The 18,953-nt window shown below is 73.5% G+C and carries 13 protein-coding genes; 4 read left to right on the top strand and 9 right to left on the bottom strand.

Annotation, left to right across the window (positions count from 1 at the left end):
- Positions 1 to 37: 37 nt before the first annotated feature.
- Positions 38 to 3,397 carry a bifunctional lysylphosphatidylglycerol synthetase/lysine--tRNA ligase LysX gene (gene lysX, locus IF61_RS0104385; RefSeq protein ID WP_030364884.1) on the bottom strand — a complete coding sequence of 1,120 codons (3,360 nt, stop codon included), beginning with the start codon at positions 3,395 to 3,397 and terminating at the stop codon, positions 38 to 40.
- A gap of 154 nt (positions 3,398 to 3,551) precedes the next feature.
- On the opposite strand from lysX, the gene IF61_RS0104380 reads away from it, so the two are divergent.
- Complete coding sequence (locus IF61_RS0104380) at positions 3,552 to 3,746, top strand: hypothetical protein (RefSeq protein WP_030364883.1); 195 nt, start codon at positions 3,552 to 3,554, stop codon at positions 3,744 to 3,746.
- Positions 3,747 to 3,818: 72 nt separating this feature from the next.
- On the opposite strand, the gene IF61_RS0104375 is transcribed toward IF61_RS0104380, so the two are convergent.
- The 3 genes from IF61_RS0104375 to IF61_RS0104365 all read right to left on the bottom strand — a co-directional run bounded on the left by IF61_RS0104375 (position 3,819) and on the right by IF61_RS0104365 (position 8,112).
- A complete protein-coding gene (locus IF61_RS0104375) occupies positions 3,819 to 5,225 on the bottom strand; it encodes a family 2B encapsulin nanocompartment shell protein (RefSeq protein WP_030364882.1) in 1,407 nt (468 codons plus the stop codon).
- 105 nt (positions 5,226 to 5,330) lie between these two features.
- On the bottom strand, positions 5,331 to 6,743 hold the full coding sequence (locus IF61_RS0104370; protein ID WP_030364881.1) for a family 2B encapsulin nanocompartment shell protein: 1,413 nt from the start codon (positions 6,741 to 6,743) through the stop codon (positions 5,331 to 5,333).
- Positions 6,744 to 6,894: 151 nt separating this feature from the next.
- On the bottom strand, positions 6,895 to 8,112 hold the full coding sequence (locus IF61_RS0104365; protein ID WP_043187755.1) for a phosphodiester glycosidase family protein: 1,218 nt from the start codon (positions 8,110 to 8,112) through the stop codon (positions 6,895 to 6,897).
- A 268-nt stretch (positions 8,113 to 8,380) separates the two neighbouring features.
- Between IF61_RS0104365 and IF61_RS0104360 the strand changes: the two genes are divergently transcribed.
- Complete coding sequence (locus IF61_RS0104360; RefSeq protein ID WP_030364879.1) at positions 8,381 to 9,265, top strand: phosphatidylinositol-specific phospholipase C/glycerophosphodiester phosphodiesterase family protein; 885 nt, start codon at positions 8,381 to 8,383, stop codon at positions 9,263 to 9,265.
- Between the two features lie 578 nt (positions 9,266 to 9,843).
- Here IF61_RS0104360 and IF61_RS0104355 read toward each other — a convergent pair.
- From IF61_RS0104355 to IF61_RS0104345, 3 genes are all read right to left on the bottom strand, one after another.
- Positions 9,844 to 10,725 (bottom strand): YceI family protein, encoded by an 882-nt coding sequence (locus tag IF61_RS0104355; RefSeq protein WP_030364878.1) that lies wholly within the window; start codon positions 10,723 to 10,725, stop codon positions 9,844 to 9,846.
- 101 nt (positions 10,726 to 10,826) lie between these two features.
- Positions 10,827 to 12,143, bottom strand: a complete 1,317-nt coding sequence (locus IF61_RS0104350) for an SWIM zinc finger family protein (protein WP_030364877.1) — start codon at positions 12,141 to 12,143, stop codon at positions 10,827 to 10,829.
- On the bottom strand, positions 12,140 to 15,040 hold the full coding sequence (locus IF61_RS0104345) for a DEAD/DEAH box helicase (RefSeq protein WP_030364876.1): 2,901 nt from the start codon (positions 15,038 to 15,040) through the stop codon (positions 12,140 to 12,142). The genes IF61_RS0104350 and IF61_RS0104345 overlap by 4 nt, the downstream gene beginning before the upstream one ends.
- Before the next feature lie 239 nt (positions 15,041 to 15,279).
- Between IF61_RS0104345 and IF61_RS0104340 the strand changes: the two genes are divergently transcribed.
- Positions 15,280 to 16,314, top strand: a complete 1,035-nt coding sequence (locus tag IF61_RS0104340) for a fatty acid desaturase family protein (RefSeq protein ID WP_030364875.1) — start codon at positions 15,280 to 15,282, stop codon at positions 16,312 to 16,314.
- Positions 16,315 to 16,381: 67 nt separating this feature from the next.
- A complete protein-coding gene (locus IF61_RS0104335; protein WP_030364874.1) occupies positions 16,382 to 16,564 on the top strand; it encodes a hypothetical protein in 183 nt (60 codons plus the stop codon).
- Between the two features lie 54 nt (positions 16,565 to 16,618).
- On the opposite strand, the gene IF61_RS0104330 is transcribed toward IF61_RS0104335, so the two are convergent.
- Together IF61_RS0104330 and IF61_RS0104325 are read right to left on the bottom strand one after the other, a co-directional pair.
- The gene (locus IF61_RS0104330; protein ID WP_030364873.1) at positions 16,619 to 17,635 is read right to left on the bottom strand and encodes a TolB family protein; all 1,017 of its coding nucleotides are present in this window, start codon (positions 17,633 to 17,635) and stop codon (positions 16,619 to 16,621) included.
- Positions 17,632 to 18,951, bottom strand: coding sequence for an MFS transporter (locus IF61_RS0104325; RefSeq protein ID WP_052392384.1), 1,320 nt, complete (start codon positions 18,949 to 18,951; stop codon positions 17,632 to 17,634). Before IF61_RS0104325 ends, IF61_RS0104330 begins: the two co-directional genes overlap by 4 nt.
- Positions 18,952 to 18,953 lie beyond the last annotated feature (2 nt).

Below are 18,953 nucleotides of genomic sequence, written 5' to 3'. Positions count from 1 at the left end.
CCATTCTCAAAGGATTTCTTTTAGGGGTGGCTCGCTGTCACCGCCTCCGCACCAACGGGAACGGCAGCGTCTCCCGGATCGACAGCCCCGTCAGGAACATCACCAGCCGGTCCACCCCGATCCCCAGCCCGCCCGTCGGCGGCATCGCGTACTCCAGGGCCCGCAGGAAGTCCTCGTCCAGCTCCATCGCCTCCGGATCGCCGCCCGCGGCCAGCAGCGACTGCGCGGTCAGCCGGCGCCGCTGCTCGATCGGGTCGATCAGCTCCGAGTACGCCGTGCCCAGCTCCGTGCCGAACGCCACGAGGTCCCAGCGCTCCGCGAGCCGCGGATCGGCCCGGTGCGGCCGCGTCAGCGGCGAGACGTCGGTGGGGAAGTCCTTGTAGAAGACGGGCAGCGCCGTGCGCTCCTCGACCAGCCGCTCGTACATCTCCAGCACGATGTCCCCGCGCCCGTCCTCCGGCCGGTGCGGCACCCCCGCCGCGTCGCAGTGCCGCCGCAGCACCCCCACCGGCGTATCCGCACCGACCTCCTCGCCGAGGACCTCCGAGACCGCGCCGTAGACGGTCTTCACCGGCCACGGCCCGGAGATGTCGTGCTCGACGAGCTTCCCGCCGGCGTCCGGCCGCAGGGCCACCACCGACCCGTGGGCGGCGGCCGCCGCGGCCTGGATCAGCTCGCGCGTCAGGTCGAGCATCACGTCGTAGTCCGCGAACGCCTGATACGCCTCCAGCATCGTGAATTCCGGATTGTGCTTGTACGAAACCCCCTCGTTGCGGAAGGTGCGGCCCATTTCGAAGACCTTTTCCATGCCGCCCACGCACAGCCGCTTCAGATAGAGCTCCGGCGCGATCCGCAGATACAGGTCGAGGTCGTACGCATTGATGTGGGTGGTGAAGGGCCGGGCGTTCGCGCCGCCGTGGATCTGCTGCAGCATCGGCGTCTCGACCTCCAGGAACCCGCGGTCGAGCAGCCCCTGGCGCAGCGCCTGCACGGCCGCGCTGCGGGCCCGCACCGTCCGCCGCGCCTCGGGCGAGACCGCCAGGTCCACGTAGCGCATCCGCACCCGCGCCTCGGGATCGCTCAGGCCGTGCCGCTTGTCGGGCAGGGGGCGCAGGCACTTGGCGGTCATCCGGGCGCTGCTCACGAAGACGGTGAGCTCGCCGCGGTCGGTGGTGCCGATCTCGCCCTCCGCCTCGACGTGGTCGCCGAGGTCGATGTGCGTGGCGAAGCGCCGCAGGCCCTCGCGCCCGCAGTCCTCGCGGGCGAACGTCAGCTGCAGGTCGCCCGACCAGTCACGCAGCACGGCGAACGCGACCCCGCCGTGGTTGCGGACCAGCAGCACGCGGCCGGCCACGGTCGCCCGCTCGCCCGTGCGCGACGACGGCGGGAGCCCCGCGTGGGCGGCACGGATCGCGGCGAGCGTGTGCGTACGGCGGGCGTCGACCGGATACGGGTCCACGCCCGCCGCCCGCAGCAGCTCCAGCTTCCGCCGCCGCACCCGCACCTGCTCCGGCAGCCCCGCGAGCCCGTCCGCCCCGGCCTCCTCGGCGCCGGCCTCCAGACCCAGCTCGGAGAGCGGCGGCAGGCCCGCCGTGGACGCCGGGCTGGTGACGCCCCTGGCCCGGCCCCGGCTCCACAGCTGGCCCAGGCTCGGCACCGCGACGAAGCCCTCGGCGATGCCCGCCGCCAGCCCGATCCGCGCCAGCGCACCCGCGTCGGCGTAGCAGAGGAACCGCGGGTGCCACTCCGGGTTGTACTTCACGTTCGAGCGGTAGAGGGCCTCCAGCTGCCACCACTTGGAGAAGAACAGCAGCAGCTTGCGCCACAGCCGCAGCACCGGCCCCGCCCCGATCCGCGCCCCCTCCTCGAACGCGGAGCGGAACACGGCGAAGTTGAGCGAGATGCGCTTGACGCCGAACCGCCCGGCCTGCGCGCACAGCTGCGCGACCATGAACTCCATGACGCCGTTGGGCGCGGCCCGGTCGCGGCGCATCACATCCAGCGAGACCCCGTCCCGGCCCCACGGCACGAACGACAGCAGGGCGATCATCGTCCCCTCGCTGTCGAAGGCCTCCACCAGCAGGCAGTCGCCGTCGGCCGGGTCGCCGAGCCGGCCCAGCGCCATCGAGAAGCCCCGCTCGGTCTCGGTGTCCCGCCAGGCGTCCGCCCGGTGGATGACCTCGCCCATCTCCTCGTCGGTGAGCGCCGAGTGCCGCCGGACCCGCACGGAGGCGCCGGTGCGCTCGACCCGGTGCACGGCCTGCCGCGTCACCCGCATCTCGCGCCCGTCCAGGTCGAACGAGGCGACCTGCAGGATCGCCTCGTCGCCCAGTTGGAGCGCGCCCAGCCCCGAGCGGGCATACGCCTTCGCCCCCGCTTCACTGGCGCCCATCACGGCCGGCTGCCAGCCGTAGCGGCCCGCGACCTCCAGCCAGGCGTCAATCGCCGGAGTCCATGCCTCCGGATCGCCCAGGGGGTCGCCCGAGGCCAGGCAGACGCCCGCCTCGACCCGGTACGTCACCCCCGCCTTGCCGCTGGGGGAGAAGACCACGGCCTTGTCCCGGCGCGTCGCGAAGTAGCCGAGCGAGTCCTGGCCGCCGTAGCGGGCCAGGAGGGCGCGGATCCGGGGCTCCTCGTCGTCGTGCAGCGCTGCCTCCAGGCGCTGCGAGCGGAAGAGCGCCATGGCGGCGTTCAGCAGCGCCAGCGCGCCGAACAGCCCGAGCAGGAAGTACAGCCAGTGCGGGGGATGGCCGGTGAAGTGCCGGCCGCTCACCAGCCCGCCGCACACCTTGTTGGCGACGAACAGCAGCCGGTTCCCCGCCCCGCGCTCCAGCGAACCCGGGAACAGCGACACCAGGCCCCAGCCCACCAGGATCGCCACGGTGAGCCCCGCCGCCAGCACCAGCAGCGCGCGCAGGAACGCCCCCCGGCGCGACGCCGCGTAGAACTCCCGGCGGGCCAGGACCAGCAGCGTCATCGCCGCCACGCACAGCACCAGCGAGGGGATCGTGTCCCAGTAGCCCACCGCCAGCAGCAGGGCGTCGGCGATCAGCAGCAGCGTCAGATACGCCAGGACGAACCAGAGGGTGACCCGCTTGCGGGCGGCCATCGCCGTCGCGAGCAGCAGCAGGAAGACGGCGTACGCGAGGTTCGGGGCCGTGGGGACGGTCAGCGTGTCGAGCGCGTCCGTCAGCGGCCCCACCGCCCGCCGCAGCGGCACGATCAGCGAGGTGATGGCACAGAACAGGCCGAGGGCGCCGAAGAAGACCGCGAAACCATTGGGGACCCGGTGCAGGAGCCGCCGCCACGCGGACTCGCGCTCCCCGCCCTCACGGCCCTTGGGAGCCGGGGCGGGCCGCTCCGCGGAAGGCCTGCTGTCGGCGGCTGTGCGGCTCATTCCGCCAGCCTAGGCACCCTGCGGGCGGCCTGCCTGCCGAGAGCGGCGGCCCGGACGAAGTCGCTCGTACCTGAATGGAGTACACGCGGCGCCGCGGCCCGGGGCGCCCGGTGGGCCAGACTGACGGACAACCGCACCACCCAGGAGGTTCGCCATGGCCATTTCGCTCTCCGTGGTCCTGTTGTTGCTCGTCCTGGTGGTCGTGTTCCTGCGGAGCGGCTCGCTGAAGGTGTCGAACGCTCTGGTCTGCGTCCTGCTCGGCTTTCTCCTGGCGAGCACGAGCATCGCGCCGACGATCTCCGACGGCCTGTCCACCACGGCACGCATCGTGAGCGGCGTACGCCCCTGAGCGGTCCGCGCCGCCGGGCCGGGCCCCGCCGTCAGGGGGACCCGGCCCGGGACAATCGCCCTTCGGCGCGCCCTAGCGGCCGATCTCGACGTCCTCCAGGACACCCAGCGCGTCCGGCACGAGGATCGCCGCAGAGAAGTAGGCGCTCACCAGATACGAGGAGACCGCCTGCTCGTTGATGCCCATGAACCGCACGTTGAGGCTCGGCTGGAACTCGTCCGGGATGCCCGTCTGGTGCAGGCCCACGACACCCTGGTTGTCCTCGCCCGTCCGCATCGCGAGGATCGAGCTCGTCCCGGACTCGCTGATCGGGATCTTGTTGCAGGGCAGCAGCGGCACACCGCGCCAGGAGCGCACGGAGGAGCCCAGCACGTCGATGGACTGCGGGTAGAGGCCCCGGGCGGTGCACTCCCGGCCGAACGCCGCGATGGTCCGCGGGTGGGCGAGGATGTACTTGGTCTTGCGGCGGCGCGCGAGCAGCTCGTCGAGGTCGTCCGGGCTGGGCGGGCCGCTGCGGGTGTGGATGCGCTGGCTGATGTCGGCGTTGTGCAGCAGACCGAACTCGCGGTTGTTGACGATCTCGTGCTCCTGGCGCTCGCGCAGCGCCTCGACCGTCAGCCGCAGCTGCTGCTCGAGCTGGCTCATCGGGTCGTTGTAGAGGTCGGCGACGCGGGTGTGGACGCGCAGGACGGTCTGGGCGACGCTCAGTTCGTACTCGCGCGGGGAGAGCTCGTAGTCCACGAAGGTGCCGGTGATGGCCGGCTCGCCGACGTGGCCGGACGTCACCGCGATGTCGGCCTCACCGCGCTTGTTCTGCGGCCGCGCCGGGCGGGACGCGTACGCCGCGACGTGCGCGCGGAGCGCCTCGGAGCGCTCGGCCAGCTCCTGGAAGGTCCGCAGGGGGAGCGCGAGCACCGTGCAGCGGGTCACGGCCCGGACGCCGAACCCCCAGGTGCCGTCGGGCTCCAGGGGCACCTGCTCGCCGAAGTAGTCACCGTCGGCCAGCACGCCGAGCACGGTCTCGTCACCGTACTTGCCGGTGCCCGTCTTGTTGAGCTTGCCGTGGGCTACGAGGAAGATCTGGTCGGCCGGGGTACCGGCCTCGACGAGCGTGTCACCGGCGGCGTACTCGCGCTGGACGAAGCCGTCCGCCAGCGCCTCCAGCGTGTCGTTGTCGCTGAAGTCCCGCAGCAGGGGCAGCTCCCCGAGCTCCGGCGGGATGACCCGGACCTCCGAGCCGGTCGAGATGAACTCGACCCGGCCGTCCCCGACGGTGTACGTGAGCCGCCTGTTCACGCGGTACGTGCCGGCCGACACCTGTACCCATGGCAGCACGCGCAGCAGCCAGCGGGACGAGATCCCCTGCATCTGCGGTACGGACTTGGTCGTCGTGGCGAGCTGGCGTGCCGCGGACGTGCCGAGGCTGAGCTGAGCCTCCCCGGACGGTGCGGCCTCTCCGGACTCGACTGACGTGGTCATAGCTGGTTGTCACCCATCTGTGTGCGGTACTCGGCGCGGATCGGCGGGTTCGCGGATCCGCAAGTGCGCGGAACGTGGTGCGCGGAGTGCGGTACGGCGGCGGGGTCAGTGCCCGATCTCGACGTTCTCCAGAATTCCGAGGGCGTCCGGCACCAGGACGGCGGTGGAGTAGTAGGCGCTCACCAGATAGGACATGATGGCCTGGTCGCTGATGCCCATGAAACGCACGGAGAGGCTCGGCTGGTATTCATCGGGAATTCCCGTGCGGTGCAGCCCGACGACACCCCGGGATTCCTCTCCGGTGCGCATCAGGAGAACGGAGCTGGTGCCGTTCTCACTGATCGGGATCTTGTTGCACGGGAAGATGGGAATTCCCCGCCAGGCGGGAATCGAGTGGCCGCCGACGGTGGCATTGTCCGGATATACTCCGCGCCGGTTGAATTCGCGGGCGATCGCCGCGATCGTGCGCGGGTGCGCCAGCAGGAAGCCCGGGTCCTTCCAGACCGTGGCGAGCAACTCGTCGAGGTCGTCGGGGGTGGGCGGGCCGCTGCGGGTGTGGATGCGCTGCTTGAGGTCGGCGTTGTGCAGCAGGCCGAACTGCCGGTTGTTGATCATCTCGTGCTCCTGGCGCTCGCGCAGGGCCTCGATGGTCAGCCGCAGCTGCTGCTCGACCTGGTTCATGGGCTCGTTGTAGAGGTCGGCGACGCGGGTGTGGACGCGCAGGACGGTCTGGGCGACGCTCAGCTCGTACTCGCGCGGGGCGAGTTCGTAGTCCGCGAAGACGCCGGGCAGCACCGGCTCGCCCGCGTGGCCGGCGGCCACGTCGATGGCGGACTCCCCGTCCTCGTTCCGCGGGCGGGCGGCGGCCGCGCGGAACGCCTCCACGTGGGTGCGCAGCTCCTGCGAGCCCTCCAGGACCTCCTGGAACGCCTGACGCGGCAAGGTCAGGACGGTGCAGGCGGTGACGGCCTTGATGGTGAAGTCCCAGTTGCTCTCGGAGGCGGCGGCCAGGGCCTTGTCGCCGAAATAGCCGCCGTCGGCGATGACGCCGAGGACGGCCGGATCTCCGTACTCGCCCGCGCGGACCTGGTTGAGCTTGCCGTGGGCGACCAGCACCACCTGGTCGGCCGGCTGTCCGGCCTCCACGAGGACGTCACCCGGCCGGAACTCCTGCTGGGTGAAGCGGCCCGCGAGCGCTTCGAGCACCGCCGCGTCACCGAAGCCGTGCAGCAGCGGGAGCTCGCCCAGCTCCGCGGGGATGACCCGGACGTCGGCGCCCGTCGAGACGAACTCGACCCGGCCGTCGCCCAGTGTGTGTGTCAGGCGCCGGTTGACCCGGTACGTGCCGCCCGGCACCTGCACCCACGACAACATGCGCAGGAGCCACCGCGAGGTGATTCCCTGCATCTGCGGTACGGACTTTGTCGTGGTCGCCAGATTCCGTGCGGCCTCGGTGCCCAGGCTCAGCTGACCGGGGCCGTTATTGCCGTCGGTGCCGGTCTCCACTGACGTCGTCATATCGGAATGCCCACCCATCCGTTATGGACAGCCCGCGGCCCCTACGGACGGGCTGCGGGCGTGCCGAAGAATTCCCCTTTGACCGCCTTCGAAGCTAGCAGTGGGATATCGGCGGGCGCAGTCACTCAAAAGGGTGGATTGATCGATGATGTTACGTTCGGAGGAAAACGCCGATGCCGTTCGCCACCGGCCGTTCCGCGCCGCCCGACGGATGATTCCGGACTGTTGTCCGCCCGCTGTCCGGATCGCGGGTGACCAGAGTGCTGGAGCCGCCCCCGTCCAGGTTCACGGCGTCGTCTGCGCCCAGGTCGCGCATCAGGTCGGCGAGCTCGGCGACGGTGAGCCCCGAGCGGTAGCCGGCGCCGCCGTCCAGCGCCAGCAGGTAGAACGTCCGGCCGTTTCCGCCCACGCCGGCGGAGGTCCGCACCGCGGAGGTGGTGGAGTCCAGCCCGGACTGCAGCCGGCCGTCGCGCAGCACGGGGAAGCCACCGACCGCGAAGCGCAACGCGCCCCGCTCGGCGGGCTGCAGCCGCTCCTCGACGCGCACCGCGTCACCGGCCTTCAGCCGGCTCAGCTCGCGCGCCCCAGCCTCCCGCCCGACGAGCACCAGCGTGCCCGAGGGGATCGCGCCGTGTCCCGGCCTGTGCGCCGTGTCGGTCACCTTGCCGTGCCGGACCGTCAGTTCGTAGGTGTCGTCCGTGCAGGGGGCGGCCCTGTTGGTGTCCGTGCCGCAGGTCGCCCGGAGCCGTGACGCCGAACCCCAGGAGGAGTTGTACGCGCCGATCCCGCCGACCGGGAGGGCGTACTGGTTGAGTCCGCGCAGCGGCAGCTTCCTGCCCTTGGCGGTCACGGTGCCCTTCAGCGTGAGCCGGTCCAGCCGGCCCCGGTCGTCGGTGCCGAGGCCGATGACGTCCCGCGTGGTGGCGCCCGGGGGCAGCAGCGGCCCGAAGCGCTGGCCGTCGGGCACGGCGGCGCCGAGCCGGCGGCCGCCCGCGACGGACGGGCCGACCGGCGCGCCCGTGGCTTCGACGCCCGGGTGCTGGGTCTCCGTGATGTTGAAGAAGTCGCCGTTGACCCCGGCCACCGCACCGCGGGCGGCAGTCATCCGCGACACCGTCGCCCGTGCGGCGACCGAGCCCGGGTGCAACAGGTCGAGCGAGACGCCGGGCTCGCTCAGGTCGACCCTCAGCACGTGCCCGTACGCAGGGCCGTGGGAAGCCGACAGGGAGAACTCCCGGTACTCCACACCGGGTGCGACGGGGGCCAGGGGCCCCAGCCGCGGCGCGGGCCGGTCACCCGCATCCGCCAGGGCGGTGCCCCCGCCGATCAGCGAGGTCCACGCCACCAGAACCGTCAGTACCGAGGACACACGTCTTCTGCGTCTCTTCACAGTCACCCCAGAGGTCCCGTCAACTCTGGCACGGAGCAGAACGGTTCACCATGCCCCGAAAGAACGACAGGCCACGCGGAAGAACGACAGGGAACGCACCGGCGCCGGCGCGGGCAACTCCCGGCACATCCCTGCCCAGGGGCCCGGCGGGCCCGGATACTCACTCGTACCGGCCCGTGCGGACGGCCCGCCGCCGCGCACCGGCCCACACCGACCTGGGAGTTCCTGGAGAACTGGGAGAGCTGCCATGAGCCTTCGTTCGCGCCGCACGGCCGTCGTCACCTTCGGAGCCGCCCTCGGCGCCGCGCTCACGGGGTCCTTCGCCCCGCCGGCCTCCGCCGCCCCGGCGGCGGTCGAGCGCGACGCGCCCGGCGCGCCGGACAGGCCGCCGCTGCGCCGTGCGCACGCGCACAACGACTACGAGCACCCCCACCCCCTGGCCGATGCGCTCGCCCACGGGTTCGGCAGCGTGGAGGCGGACATCTGGCTCGTGGAGGGCAAACTCCTCGTCACCCACGACGCGTCCGGCCTCGACCCGGCCCGCACCCTCGAAGCGCTGTACCTCGACCCGTTGCAGCGCCGGGTCAGAGCTGGTCACGGCCGGGTCTACCCGGGGTACAACCTCTCGCTGAAACTGCTCGTCGACATCAAGACCGACGGCGCCGCGACGTACCGGGAGCTCTCGCGCCGGCTTCGCCGCTACGGCACGCTGTTCACCTCCTGTGCCGACGGCCGGATCCGCCGGGGCGCCGTCACCGCCGTGATCTCGGGGGACCGGAGCGCCCGGGGGCCCATGGCGGACGAGCGGCTGCGTCACGCGTTCTACGACGGCCGGCTCGCCGACCTCGGTGCCGGTGCCCCCGCGTCCTTCATCCCCCTGGTGAGCGACAACTGGAACAGCATCTTCGGCTGGCAGGGCACCGGCCCGATGCCGGCCAGAGAGAAGGCCCGCCTCCGGCAGATCGTCTCCACCGCGCACGCCGAGGGCCGGTCCGTGCGGTTCTGGGCCACACCGGATCAGCCCGGCCCGGCGCGCGAGGCCGTGTGGCGGGCGCTGTTCTCCGCCGGCGTGGACTACCTCAACACGGACGACCTCGCGGGCCTCGAAGCGTTCCTGCGCGCGGCAGGCTGAGCGCGTGGCCTGACGGGTCGCCGGACTTCCGGCGCGTCCGCCGGGCCGGCCGGTGGAATGTCCCGGTCCGGGGCGGATCGTGTGGCGGTACGGTCACCGCCGTCCGGTGTGTGCGCGCCCGGCGGGACGCTGGCCGCATGGCCACTCCACCTGGACCGCCGTACGGGCCGCCGCCGGGCCCGCCCCCGGGCGGCTTCGGGCCCGCCCAGCCGCCCTGGGGCACGCCTCCGCCGCCGCCTCCTCGCCGGGGCGGCGGCGGGCGCCGGGCCGCGCTCCTCGCCGCCGCTCTGGTGGCGGTCGCGGCGCTCGGGCTGGGCGCCGTCCTCGTCGTCGGGAACAAGGACGGCAAGCAGGGCGGGCCGGGTGACGGTTCGTCCCCCGGCGGGACCGCATCGCCTTCGCTGGCGGTCCCCAGCGGGCTCCTGTCCCAGTGGCCGACGGCGCTGCCGTCCGGACTGCCCAGCGGCTTCCCCAGCAGTCTGCCCACGTCCTGGCCCACTGCCTTGCCGAGCGGCTTCCCCACGGGCCTGCTTCCGGTCTCCGGCGACACCGGCGGACCGCCGGTGTCGCACGGGCCGTCAGGCGGCGGGAGCCTGCTGCGGTACGGCCTGGATGTCGAGCTCGATCCTGATGGTGGCGCCGATCATGGCGATGCCGCGCCGGAGCATGGAGCGCCAGTCCAGGGTGAAGTCCTCGCGGTGCAGCTCGGTCGAGGCGGAGCAGGCCGTGCGGGTCTCGCCCATGATGCCGGTGCCGATCCCCAGGTAGCGGGTGTCGAGCGCGATGTTCCGGCTGACGCCGTGCAGGTTGAGCACGCCCTGCACGGTCCACCGCGAGCCGCCGCGGTGGACGAACCGCTCGCTGGTGAACTGCATGTACGGATAGTGGGCGACGTCCAGGAACTCCGCCGAACGCAGGTGCTCGTCGCGCTGTGCGACCCCCGTGTCGATGCTGGCCGTGTCGATCACGACGTCGAGGCGGGAGCGCTCGACGTCCTCCGCGATCCACAGGGTGCCCTCGAAGCGGTTGAAGCGCCCGTGCACCTCGGCGAGTCCGATGTGCCGGGCGATGAAGCGCACCGCCGTGTGGTCCGGGTCGATGCGCCAGGCGCCCGGCGCGGGCATGGCGGGCGCCGGAGCCGTCTCCATCGCGACCGTGCCGAGGGAAGTGCTCACGCCCTCCGCGCAGGTGACGGTGTGCAGGACGGGCCGGAACCCGTCGGCCGACAGTGCGAGGCTGTACTCGCCGGGCGCGAGGGTGGTCGCGAACCGGCCGTGCGGGTCGGTCTGGCCGTGCACCACTTCCTGCCCGGCGCCGTCCCGCACGGAGACCTCCGCTCTGTGCAGCGGTGACTGCGCCGTGTCCGCCACGGCGCAGTCGAGGGCCCCCGCTCCGAACGGAATCGGCGTGGTCTCCGGACGGGAGAAACGCGTGAACCGGCGGAGCAGGGCGAAAGCCATCCCAAAGGGCCTTTCCATGACAGAAGGTGATTGAACTGTAGATCACCATAATCTGTCGCTGATGGGAAGAATCCTCGGGGTTACCTATGAAAGGTTCCTTTTTATTCCCATTCGCCTTCGCATTGCTGGTCGCCGAGGGGGAGTGTGTCCGTGAGGAGCGCGGAGAACGCAGCCGCCGGATCGCTCTCGCAGGGCCCCGCGGGCTGCCAGCGGCCGCCCTCCTTCCGGTACGGCCACCAGCGGCCGTCCCTGCCGTAGCGCAGCTGCGCGCCCGCGCCCACCACGGTCCAGCGGTTGCGCACGGCCCGCAGCTGCGGAGCCTGTTCTTCCGGCCATGCGTCCGCCAGCCGGGCGCGGGCGCGCGCGAGGGCCTCCGGCTCCGGGGTCCACTCCTCCTCCAGGACGGCGAGCGAGGCGGGCCCGCCGTGCCGCCACGCGCGCACCGCCCGGTCCAGCCCGGACCGCTCTCGGCCGCAGCCCGCCGCGAGCCGCACGGCGATCCGCTCGTCCGGTCCGGCTGCCGCGAGCCGCACGGCGTCCTCCCACAGCGTGAGCTCCCGCGCGACCGGAGCGCGCTCATGACCCGGGGTCAGCGCCTCGGCCAGCAGCTGCCGCGCCTGCGCCGCCGCGGCTGCCACCAGAAACTCCAGCGCCTCCGCGTCCAGTCCGGCCGCGGGCGCCACGTCGCCGCCGAGCACTGGAGAACGGCCCGGCGCCTCCACCGGAAGAGGGGGATCCGGCAGCGGGCGCACGGAGGAGGCCGCGGCGAACACGTCCACGGCCGGCACCCCCGAGCGCGTCCCGGCGCTGCGCCCCGGCGCCCGGTCCGGCCCGGACGCGGCGTTGCGCTCCTGCAGCTCGTCGAGCAGCTCGCGCTCCCCGCGCCCGCGCATCAGCAGCAGCACGAACGGGTCCCGGTCGAGCAGCAGCGCCATCTGATGGCACAGCGCCGCCGTGTGCGCGCAGTGGTCCCAGGCCCCGCACGAGCACTCCGGCTCCAGATCCCCGATGCCCGGCAGCAGCTCCACCCCCGCCGCCAGCGCGTCCTCGGCCAGGTGCGGTGGTATCTCGCGGTCGAGCAGCGCCGCGATGTGCCCGGCCTGACCCGCCACCAGCTCCAGGAGGCACTCCCAGTCGGCCGTGCCGAACTCCTGCACCACCACGTCGGCACGGTACGGGGTGCCGTCCGGGTCCCGTACGAGGGCCGTGATGCGGCCGGGCCGCACCGAAACCGCGCCCACCGCGCCCGCGCGCGCGTGCCTGCGTCCCGCCTTCACCTGCCGGCCGTCCAGCGCCGTGTCCTCCAGCGCCTTGAGCCACGCCCGGCCCCACCAGGTACGTGCGGAGCTCCGCACGTGCTCGGGCGCCAGCGCCTCGAAGGTGCGCTCCGCCCGGCCGGTGACTTCCTGTCCGGTCAACGTCCGTTCCCCCTCAGTGCGACGAGATCCGCCAGCTCGGCATCGGTCAGTTCGGTCACGGCCGCCTCGGCGCCGCCCAGGACGGAGTCCGCCAGCGCCTGCTTGCGGACGAGCATCTCGGCGATCCGGTCCTCGACCGTGCCCTCGGTGACGAACCGGTGCACCTGCACCGGCTGCGTCTGGCCGATCCGGTACGCGCGGTCGGTCGCCTGCGCCTCCACCGCCGGGTTCCACCACCGGTCGAAGTGCACCACGTGCTCCGCCCGGGTGAGGTTGAGGCCCGTGCCGGCGGCCTTCAGGGACAGCAGGAAGACGGGGACCTCGCCGTCCTGGAAACGGCGCACCATCTCCTCGCGGCGCGGGACGGGCGTGCCGCCGTGCAGCAGCTGCGTGCGGACGCCGCGCGCCCCCAGGTGCTGCTCCAGGAGGCGGGCGGTCGCCACGTACTGCGTGAAGACCAGCACACTCGCCCCCTCGGCGAGGATCGTGTCCAGCAACTCGTCCAGGAGCTCGACCTTGCCCGAGCGCCCGGCGATCCGCGGGGACTTCTCTTTGAGGAACTGCGCCGGGTGGTTGCAGATCTGCTTCAGGCCGGTCAGCAGCTTGACGATCAGGCCGCGCCGCTCGAAGCCGTCCGCCGCCTCGACCTCGGCGAGCATCTCCCGCACCACCGCCTCGTACAGGCCGGCCTGCTCCTTGGTGAGCGCCACCTCGCGGTCCGTCTCGGTCTTCGGCGGCAGTTCCGGCGCGATGCCGGGGTCGGACTTGCGGCGGCGCAACAGGAACGGGCGGACCAGGGCCGCGAGGCGCTCGGCCGCGGCCGGGTCCGTGCCGCCCTCCACGGCCTGGGCGTAGCGCCTGCGGAACCGGCTCAGCGGGCCGAGCAGCCCCGGAGTCGTCCAGTCGAGGATCGCCCACAGTTCGGAGAGGTTGTTCTCCACCGGCGTGCCGGAGAGCGCCACGCGCGCCTTCGCGCCGATCGTGCGCAACTGCTTCGCGGTGTCGGAGTACGGGTTCTTGACGTGCTGGGCCTCGTCCGCGACGACCAGGCCCCAGGACGTGCCGGCCAGCTGCTGGGCGTCGAGCCGCATCGTGCCGTACGTGGTGAGCACGAACTCCCCGCCGGACAGCTCCTCCAGGGACCGCGACGCGCCGTGGAAGCGGCGTACGGGCGTGCCGGGCGCGAACCGCTCGACCTCCCGCTGCCAGTTGCCCATCAGGGACGCGGGACAGACGACCAGCGTGGGGCCGGCCGCGTCGGGCAGCGTCTGCCGGTGCAGGTGGAGGGCGATGAGGGTGATGGTCTTGCCGAGCCCCATGTCGTCGGCGAGGCAGCCGCCCAGCCCGAGTGAGGTCATCCGGTGCAGCCAGTCCAGGCCGCGCAGCTGGTAGTCGCGCAGGGTGGCGGCGAGCGCGGCGGGCGGGGGAACGGGGTCGCGGCCGTGCTCGGGGTCGGCGATGCGGTCGCGGAGCGCCGCCAGCCAGCCGGTGGGCCGGACGTCGGCCTGAGGGCCGTCCTCGTCGTCCTCCTCGGCGGGAGCCTTGCCCGTCAGGGCGGCGCCCAGCGCTTCGACCGGCGTGAGCTTGCGGTCCTGCTGAGCGCGGGCGCGGCGCACCGCTTCGGGGTCGACGAGCACCCACTGGTCGCGCAGTCGTACGGCGGGCCGGCCGGCCTCCGCGAGCCGGTCCAGTTCGTCCTGGGTCAGGTCCAGGCCGCCGACGGCGAAGCGCCAGCGGAAGGTGAGGAGCGCATCGGCCGACAGCAGGGACGGCATGCCGGAACGCTCGTGGCCGGGCCCGGGCCCGGGGCCGTCGTCGCCGTCGTCGTCCGGAGGGCCGACGACGGCCCGTGCGGTGAACGTGCGGACGAGCTCCTTCGGCCAGTGCACCTCGACCCCGGCGGCATCCAGCGCCGCAGAAGCGCCGCCCAGCAGGTCCCCCACCTCCTCGTCGGCGAGGTCGACGGCGTCGGGGACCGCGGCGGAGAGCAGGGGCGTGAGCGCGGGCCAGGCGTGGGCGGCCCGGCGCAGGGCGAGCAGCGCCTTCATCCGCGCGTCCCGGCCGAGCGCCGCGCCTGCCGGCGGCTCGCCTGCCCACACCTCGGCGGCGTCGGCCACGAGGGCCGGGTCGGAGAGGCTGTGGAGCTGCAGGACGGCCCGGAAGCGCGGGGCAGCGTGCTCGTCGTCACCGAGAGGGCTCAGCGCCTCGACGCGCAGGGACAGCCGTACGCCCGCATCGTGCCCGGCGGCGACGCTCTCCGCCCAGGCGCGCTGTTCGGGCAGGCGGCGCGGTTCCGGCGCGGCGAATGCGGGCCCGCCGGCGGCGAGGGCCGCGGCGGGGGAGCGCGGCAGCCCGTCGGCGACCGCGTCCAGGAAGGCGCGGACGAGCTGCTCCGGCTCGGGCAGCATCAGGGGGCCGGTGCCCGGGAGCGGCACGGCGTGCGCCGCGGGCGGCATCGCGGCGGCCAGGTCGCGCACCCGGCGCAGGTCGTCGGCGGTGAGCGGGCCGACGCGCCACGCGTCGTGGTCGGTGGCCGACAGCCCGGGCAGCAGGCGCCCGCGCGCCGCCAGTTGCAGGGCGAGCACGGCGGCGGCGCCCCAGAAGGCGGCCGCCTCGTCGGCCCGCGCGGCCCGGGCGCGGGTGAGGACGGGCACGGCGTCGCGCACGGGCAGGACGGCGGCCCGCACGGTCGTCGTGGCGACGCCGGCGCCGTCCGCGACAGCGATGGTCAGGTCCTCGACGCCGCCCGGGGAGGCGGGCGGTTCGCTGCCCGGAAGCCAGAAGGCCACCCGCCCGGTGCGTGCGGGGTCACCGGGAAGGAAAGCCGCCGAGCAGCGGGCGAGCCGGGAGATCTCGGAGGGTGTTGCGGCGGAGGGCGGTGTCACAGCGCTGCGCATTCCTCAAATTTGACTAGTCGGGGTCCGGAGCGGCCGAGGGTACAGGAAGCGCGCCCCCGGCGAAGACCTCCGCGGCGTGAGCCGGGCCACAGCGCCGGACGTGAGGGTGTACCCAAACCCCCGCCTCCGGAGGGGGGTTTGCCCCCGCAGGAGCCGGGTGGTGACGCCATGGTCCCGAGCAGGCCCCGGTCCGTACGTTCTATGAGGTCAGCCCAGCTATCCGACCGTCCGGAGACCTCATGCCCCAGGCCGCCACGCTGCTCGCGAAACCCACTGCGGGCAGTGACTTCGCCCCTCTCCTCCGCCAGGTCCGGGACCAGGGCCTCCTCGAACGCCGCAGGGGCTGGTACGCACGCAGCATCGCGGTGAACGCCGTGGCGCTCGCCGCCACGGCAGCCGGGATCGTGCTGAGCGGTGACTCCTGGTGGACGGTCCTGCTGGCCGTCCCCGCCGCCCTGTTCTGGGCCCGCACCGCCTTCGTCGGGCACGACAGCGGGCACGCCCAGATAGCCGCCACCCGGCGCACGGGCCGGCTGATCGGCCTCCTCCACGCCGACCTCCTGCTGGGCATGAGTTACGCGTGGTGGAACGACAAGCACAACCGCCACCACGCCAACCCCAACCACGTCGACAAGGACCCCGACGTCGGTGTCGGCGCGCTCGTGTGGACACAGCGGCAGGCCGCACAGCGCCAGGGGCGCGCCGTCCGGTGGCTCACCCGCAACCAGGCCCGCCTCTTCTTCCCCATGCTCCTGCTCGAAGGCATCAGCCTGAAGATCTCGAGCGTGCGCGACCTCGGGCGGCAGACCGCAGGGGAGCGGCGGACGGAAGCGGTGCTCCTCGTCCTCCACGTCGCCGGCTACGCCGGCCTGCTGCTGTCCTCGATGTCCCCCGGCAAGGCCGTCGTCTTCGCCCTCGTCCACCACGCCCTCTTCGGCCTCCACCTCGGCATGGTCTTCGCCCCCAACCACAAGGGCATGGAGATGCCCGACCAGGGCGGCGAGCGCTGGGGACACCTGCAGCGCCAGGTCCTCACCTCGCGCAACGTGCGCGGCGGGGCCGTCACGGACTGGCTCATGGGAGGCCTGAACTACCAGATCGAGCACCACCTCTTCCCGAACATGCCCCGACCCCACCTGCGCCTCGCCCGGCCGCTGGTCCGCGAGCACTGCCGCGCGTCGGGGCTGCCGTACACGGAGACTGGAATCGTCGACTCGTACCGCCAGGCGCTGCAGCACATGCACGAGGTGGGCGCCCCGCTGCGGACCGGGTGAGGAACCGGGCGGCGCCGCCGGGCGTTCTCACGGACAGAGCGGCAGCCGTCGCGAAGGAGGCAGGGAAATGAGCAACAGGGCCAAGGTCGCCGCCGGAGGCGTGGCTGTCGGAGTGATCCTGCTGTGGCTGCTGCCCTTCTGGGCCGCACTGCTGGTGATGGTCGGCGTCCCGGTGGGCGCGTACCTGCTGCTGGACCCCTCGCAGCGCAAGCGGCTGCGCCGGGTCTCGCGCAAGGAGCTCGGCCGCTGACGGCCGCGCGAGGCCGCGGGCAGCGGCCCCGCGCGGGGGCGGGTGGTGCGGAGGTCAGCCGGTGAAGGCCGGGGCCAGTGCCGCGGCCATGGTGAGCCGCGGGCTGCCGGAACCGTCCGCCGGAACGGTCCACAGATCCGATCCGTAGTCGCCGGGCAGCGCGTAGACGAGGGTGCCGCCGTCCCGCCAGACGGCCTGATCGTCGATGTTGCGCCGCTCGGCCGTCGGGGTCTCGCGCTGCGTGCGCAGGTCCAGGACGTACAACCGCCAGGGCGCGTCGTCGGGCGCGCCCTCGACGCGCTTCTTGTAGGCGATGCGCGTCCCGTCGGGAGACAGGGACGGGCACTCCACATTGCTGTGCACGGCGTGCAGCGTCCGTCCGGTGCGGTCGCCGCGCACGAGACGGGTCCGCCCGCCCGTGGCGACGGTCGCGTAGAAGTGCGTGTCGTCGGCGAACGTGACGCCCCAGACGTTGGTGTCCACGGCCTTGTGCGGCTGCCCGTCCAGGAAGAACCGGTAGTCCTCCAGATTGCGGTCCAGCGTCCAGGTGCGCACGTCCAGGACGGAGGTGCGGGTGGAGAAGTTCGTACCCGCGTACGAGTCGCCGCTGACGAAGACGGTCCAGGCGACGGTACGGCCGCTGGGGGACACGCGGGCCCGGGTCGGTATGCCGGCCAGGTCGTAGTGGCGCAGCTCGCGCAGCCGGGCGTCCAGGACGACGGCGCGGTAGCCGTCCCGGAGCCCGCCGTGCACCGCCTGCAGGCAGATGCCCGTCCCGCCCGCCGCATGGAAGCGCAGGCAGCGCACCCCGGATGACGTCCGGGTGCCCGAGGGGTCGGCGGCGGGCACCGAGGCGATCTCGTCGCGGTGCGGCCCCCAGGCCATGTTCCGGAAGACGCTCCGGCCGGGCGCGTCCAGGGTGACCTTGCCGGGGGCGACCCGCGGGTCACCGGGCCGCGCGCGGTCCTTCTCGGCGGCCCGCCCGGCAGCGTGCAGCGTGGCGGCCAGCGCGACGCCGCCGAGGACCAGGACGGCCACGAGCAGGATCAGGAGACGGTTTCTGCGGTTCATCGGGCCGTGTCCTTCATCGGGCCGGGTCCTTCGCACTTCTTGGGGCTCTTCGCGCTCTTCGGTGTCGTCGGCGGGCGCAGCAGCAGGGCGCTGACCGTGGCGGAGACGGCCAGCCCGGCCGCGGCCGCCTCCAGCGCCGTGCGGTCGCCCCACGCGGCCCAGGCCGCGCCGAAGGCGATCGAGCAGGCGAAGCGGGCGGCTGCCTGCCCGGTCTGCACGACGGCGAGCCCGCTGCCGCGGACGGCCTCGGGGACGGCGTCGGCGGCGGCCGCGGCCAGCACGCCGTCCGTCGCGGCGTAGAAGCTCCCGTGCAGCGCGAGGGCGATGCACAGCAGGGCGGGCGGGCCGCCGGGCGGGGCGGTGAGCAGCCCGTAGGCCCCCAGGAGCGCGAGGTGGCCGCAGAGGAACAGCCGCCGCCGCCCGAAGCGGTCGGCGACGGCGCCCAGCGGTACGGCCAGCAGCAGGAAGGCGCCGGCCGTCCCCAGCGGCAGCAGCGGGAACCACGTCTCGGACAGGTCCAGGCGCCGCTGCAGGGCGAGGTACAGGAACGAGTCGCTCACGGTGGTCAGCCCCAGCAGCACCGCGCACGCGGTCAGCCGGCGGACCTCCGGGCGGCGTGCCACGGCGCGCAGCGGAGCCCGCCCCGCGGGCGTGCCGCGGTGGCCGGGGGCGTCCGTGCGGCCGGGGACGAACAGCAGGAGGATGAGCACCCCGAGGGCGGCCGTACAGCCGCTCACCGTGAACACGGCGTCGTAGCCGCCCGCCGCGGCCCGCAGGACGAGGAAGGCGACCAGGGGCCCGATCAGCGCGCCCGCGGTGTCCATCGCGCGGTGCACCCCGAAGGCCCGGCCCCGGGCGGCCGGGTCGCAGGCCAGCGAGATCATGGCGTCGCGCGGCGCGGTGCGCAGGCCCTTGCCCGTGCGGTCGGCGGCGAGCACCGCGCCGATCAGGGGCACGCCGTGCACGAGGAGCAGCAGCGGCTTGCACAGGGCGGAGAGGCCGTAGCCGGCCGCGGCCACGGCCTTGTGGCCGCCCGGACCCCGGTCGGCGAGCCTGCCGCCGGCGAGCCGGACGAGCGCGCTGACACCGTTGTGGATGCCGTCCAGGAGACCGAAGCCGAGCGGCGAGAGGCCCAGTTCGGCGACGAGGTAGAGCGGGAGGACGGCGGTGACCATCTCCGAGGAGATGTCGGTGACGAGGCTGACGGTGCCCAGGGTGAGCACCGTCGCGGGGACGGCGGCCCGCCGGCCGGGGGAGGGTGACCGGCCGGCGGTGTCGGGGACACCCGGAGCGGTGCGGCTGTCCGCGAGGTACACGG

This window comes from Streptomyces roseoverticillatus (assembly GCF_000719265.1).
GTDB lineage: Bacteria > Actinomycetota > Actinomycetes > Streptomycetales > Streptomycetaceae > Streptomyces > Streptomyces roseoverticillatus.
The sequence above is the reverse complement of the archived record's forward strand: the minus strand, read 5'-3'. Positions and strand labels throughout refer to the sequence as shown.

What these genes read in the sequence shown, in the direction of transcription:
- lysX (WP_030364884.1), bottom strand. Translation starts at nt 3,397, where the DNA reads ATGAGCCGCACAGCCGCCGACAGCAGGCCTTCCGCGGAGCGGCCCGCC.
- IF61_RS0104380 (WP_030364883.1), top strand. Translation starts at nt 3,552, where the DNA reads ATGGCCATTTCGCTCTCCGTGGTCCTGTTGTTGCTCGTCCTGGTGGTC.
- IF61_RS0104375 (WP_030364882.1), bottom strand. Translation starts at nt 5,225, where the DNA reads ATGACCACGTCAGTCGAGTCCGGAGAGGCCGCACCGTCCGGGGAGGCT.
- IF61_RS0104370 (WP_030364881.1), bottom strand. Translation starts at nt 6,743, where the DNA reads ATGACGACGTCAGTGGAGACCGGCACCGACGGCAATAACGGCCCCGGT.
- IF61_RS0104360 (WP_030364879.1), top strand. Translation starts at nt 8,381, where the DNA reads ATGAGCCTTCGTTCGCGCCGCACGGCCGTCGTCACCTTCGGAGCCGCC.
- IF61_RS0104355 (WP_030364878.1), bottom strand. Translation starts at nt 10,725, where the DNA reads ATGGCTTTCGCCCTGCTCCGCCGGTTCACGCGTTTCTCCCGTCCGGAG.
- IF61_RS0104345 (WP_030364876.1), bottom strand. Translation starts at nt 15,040, where the DNA reads ATGCGCAGCGCTGTGACACCGCCCTCCGCCGCAACACCCTCCGAGATC.
- IF61_RS0104340 (WP_030364875.1), top strand. Translation starts at nt 15,280, where the DNA reads ATGCCCCAGGCCGCCACGCTGCTCGCGAAACCCACTGCGGGCAGTGAC.
- IF61_RS0104335 (WP_030364874.1), top strand. Translation starts at nt 16,382, where the DNA reads ATGAGCAACAGGGCCAAGGTCGCCGCCGGAGGCGTGGCTGTCGGAGTG.
- IF61_RS0104330 (WP_030364873.1), bottom strand. Translation starts at nt 17,635, where the DNA reads ATGAACCGCAGAAACCGTCTCCTGATCCTGCTCGTGGCCGTCCTGGTC.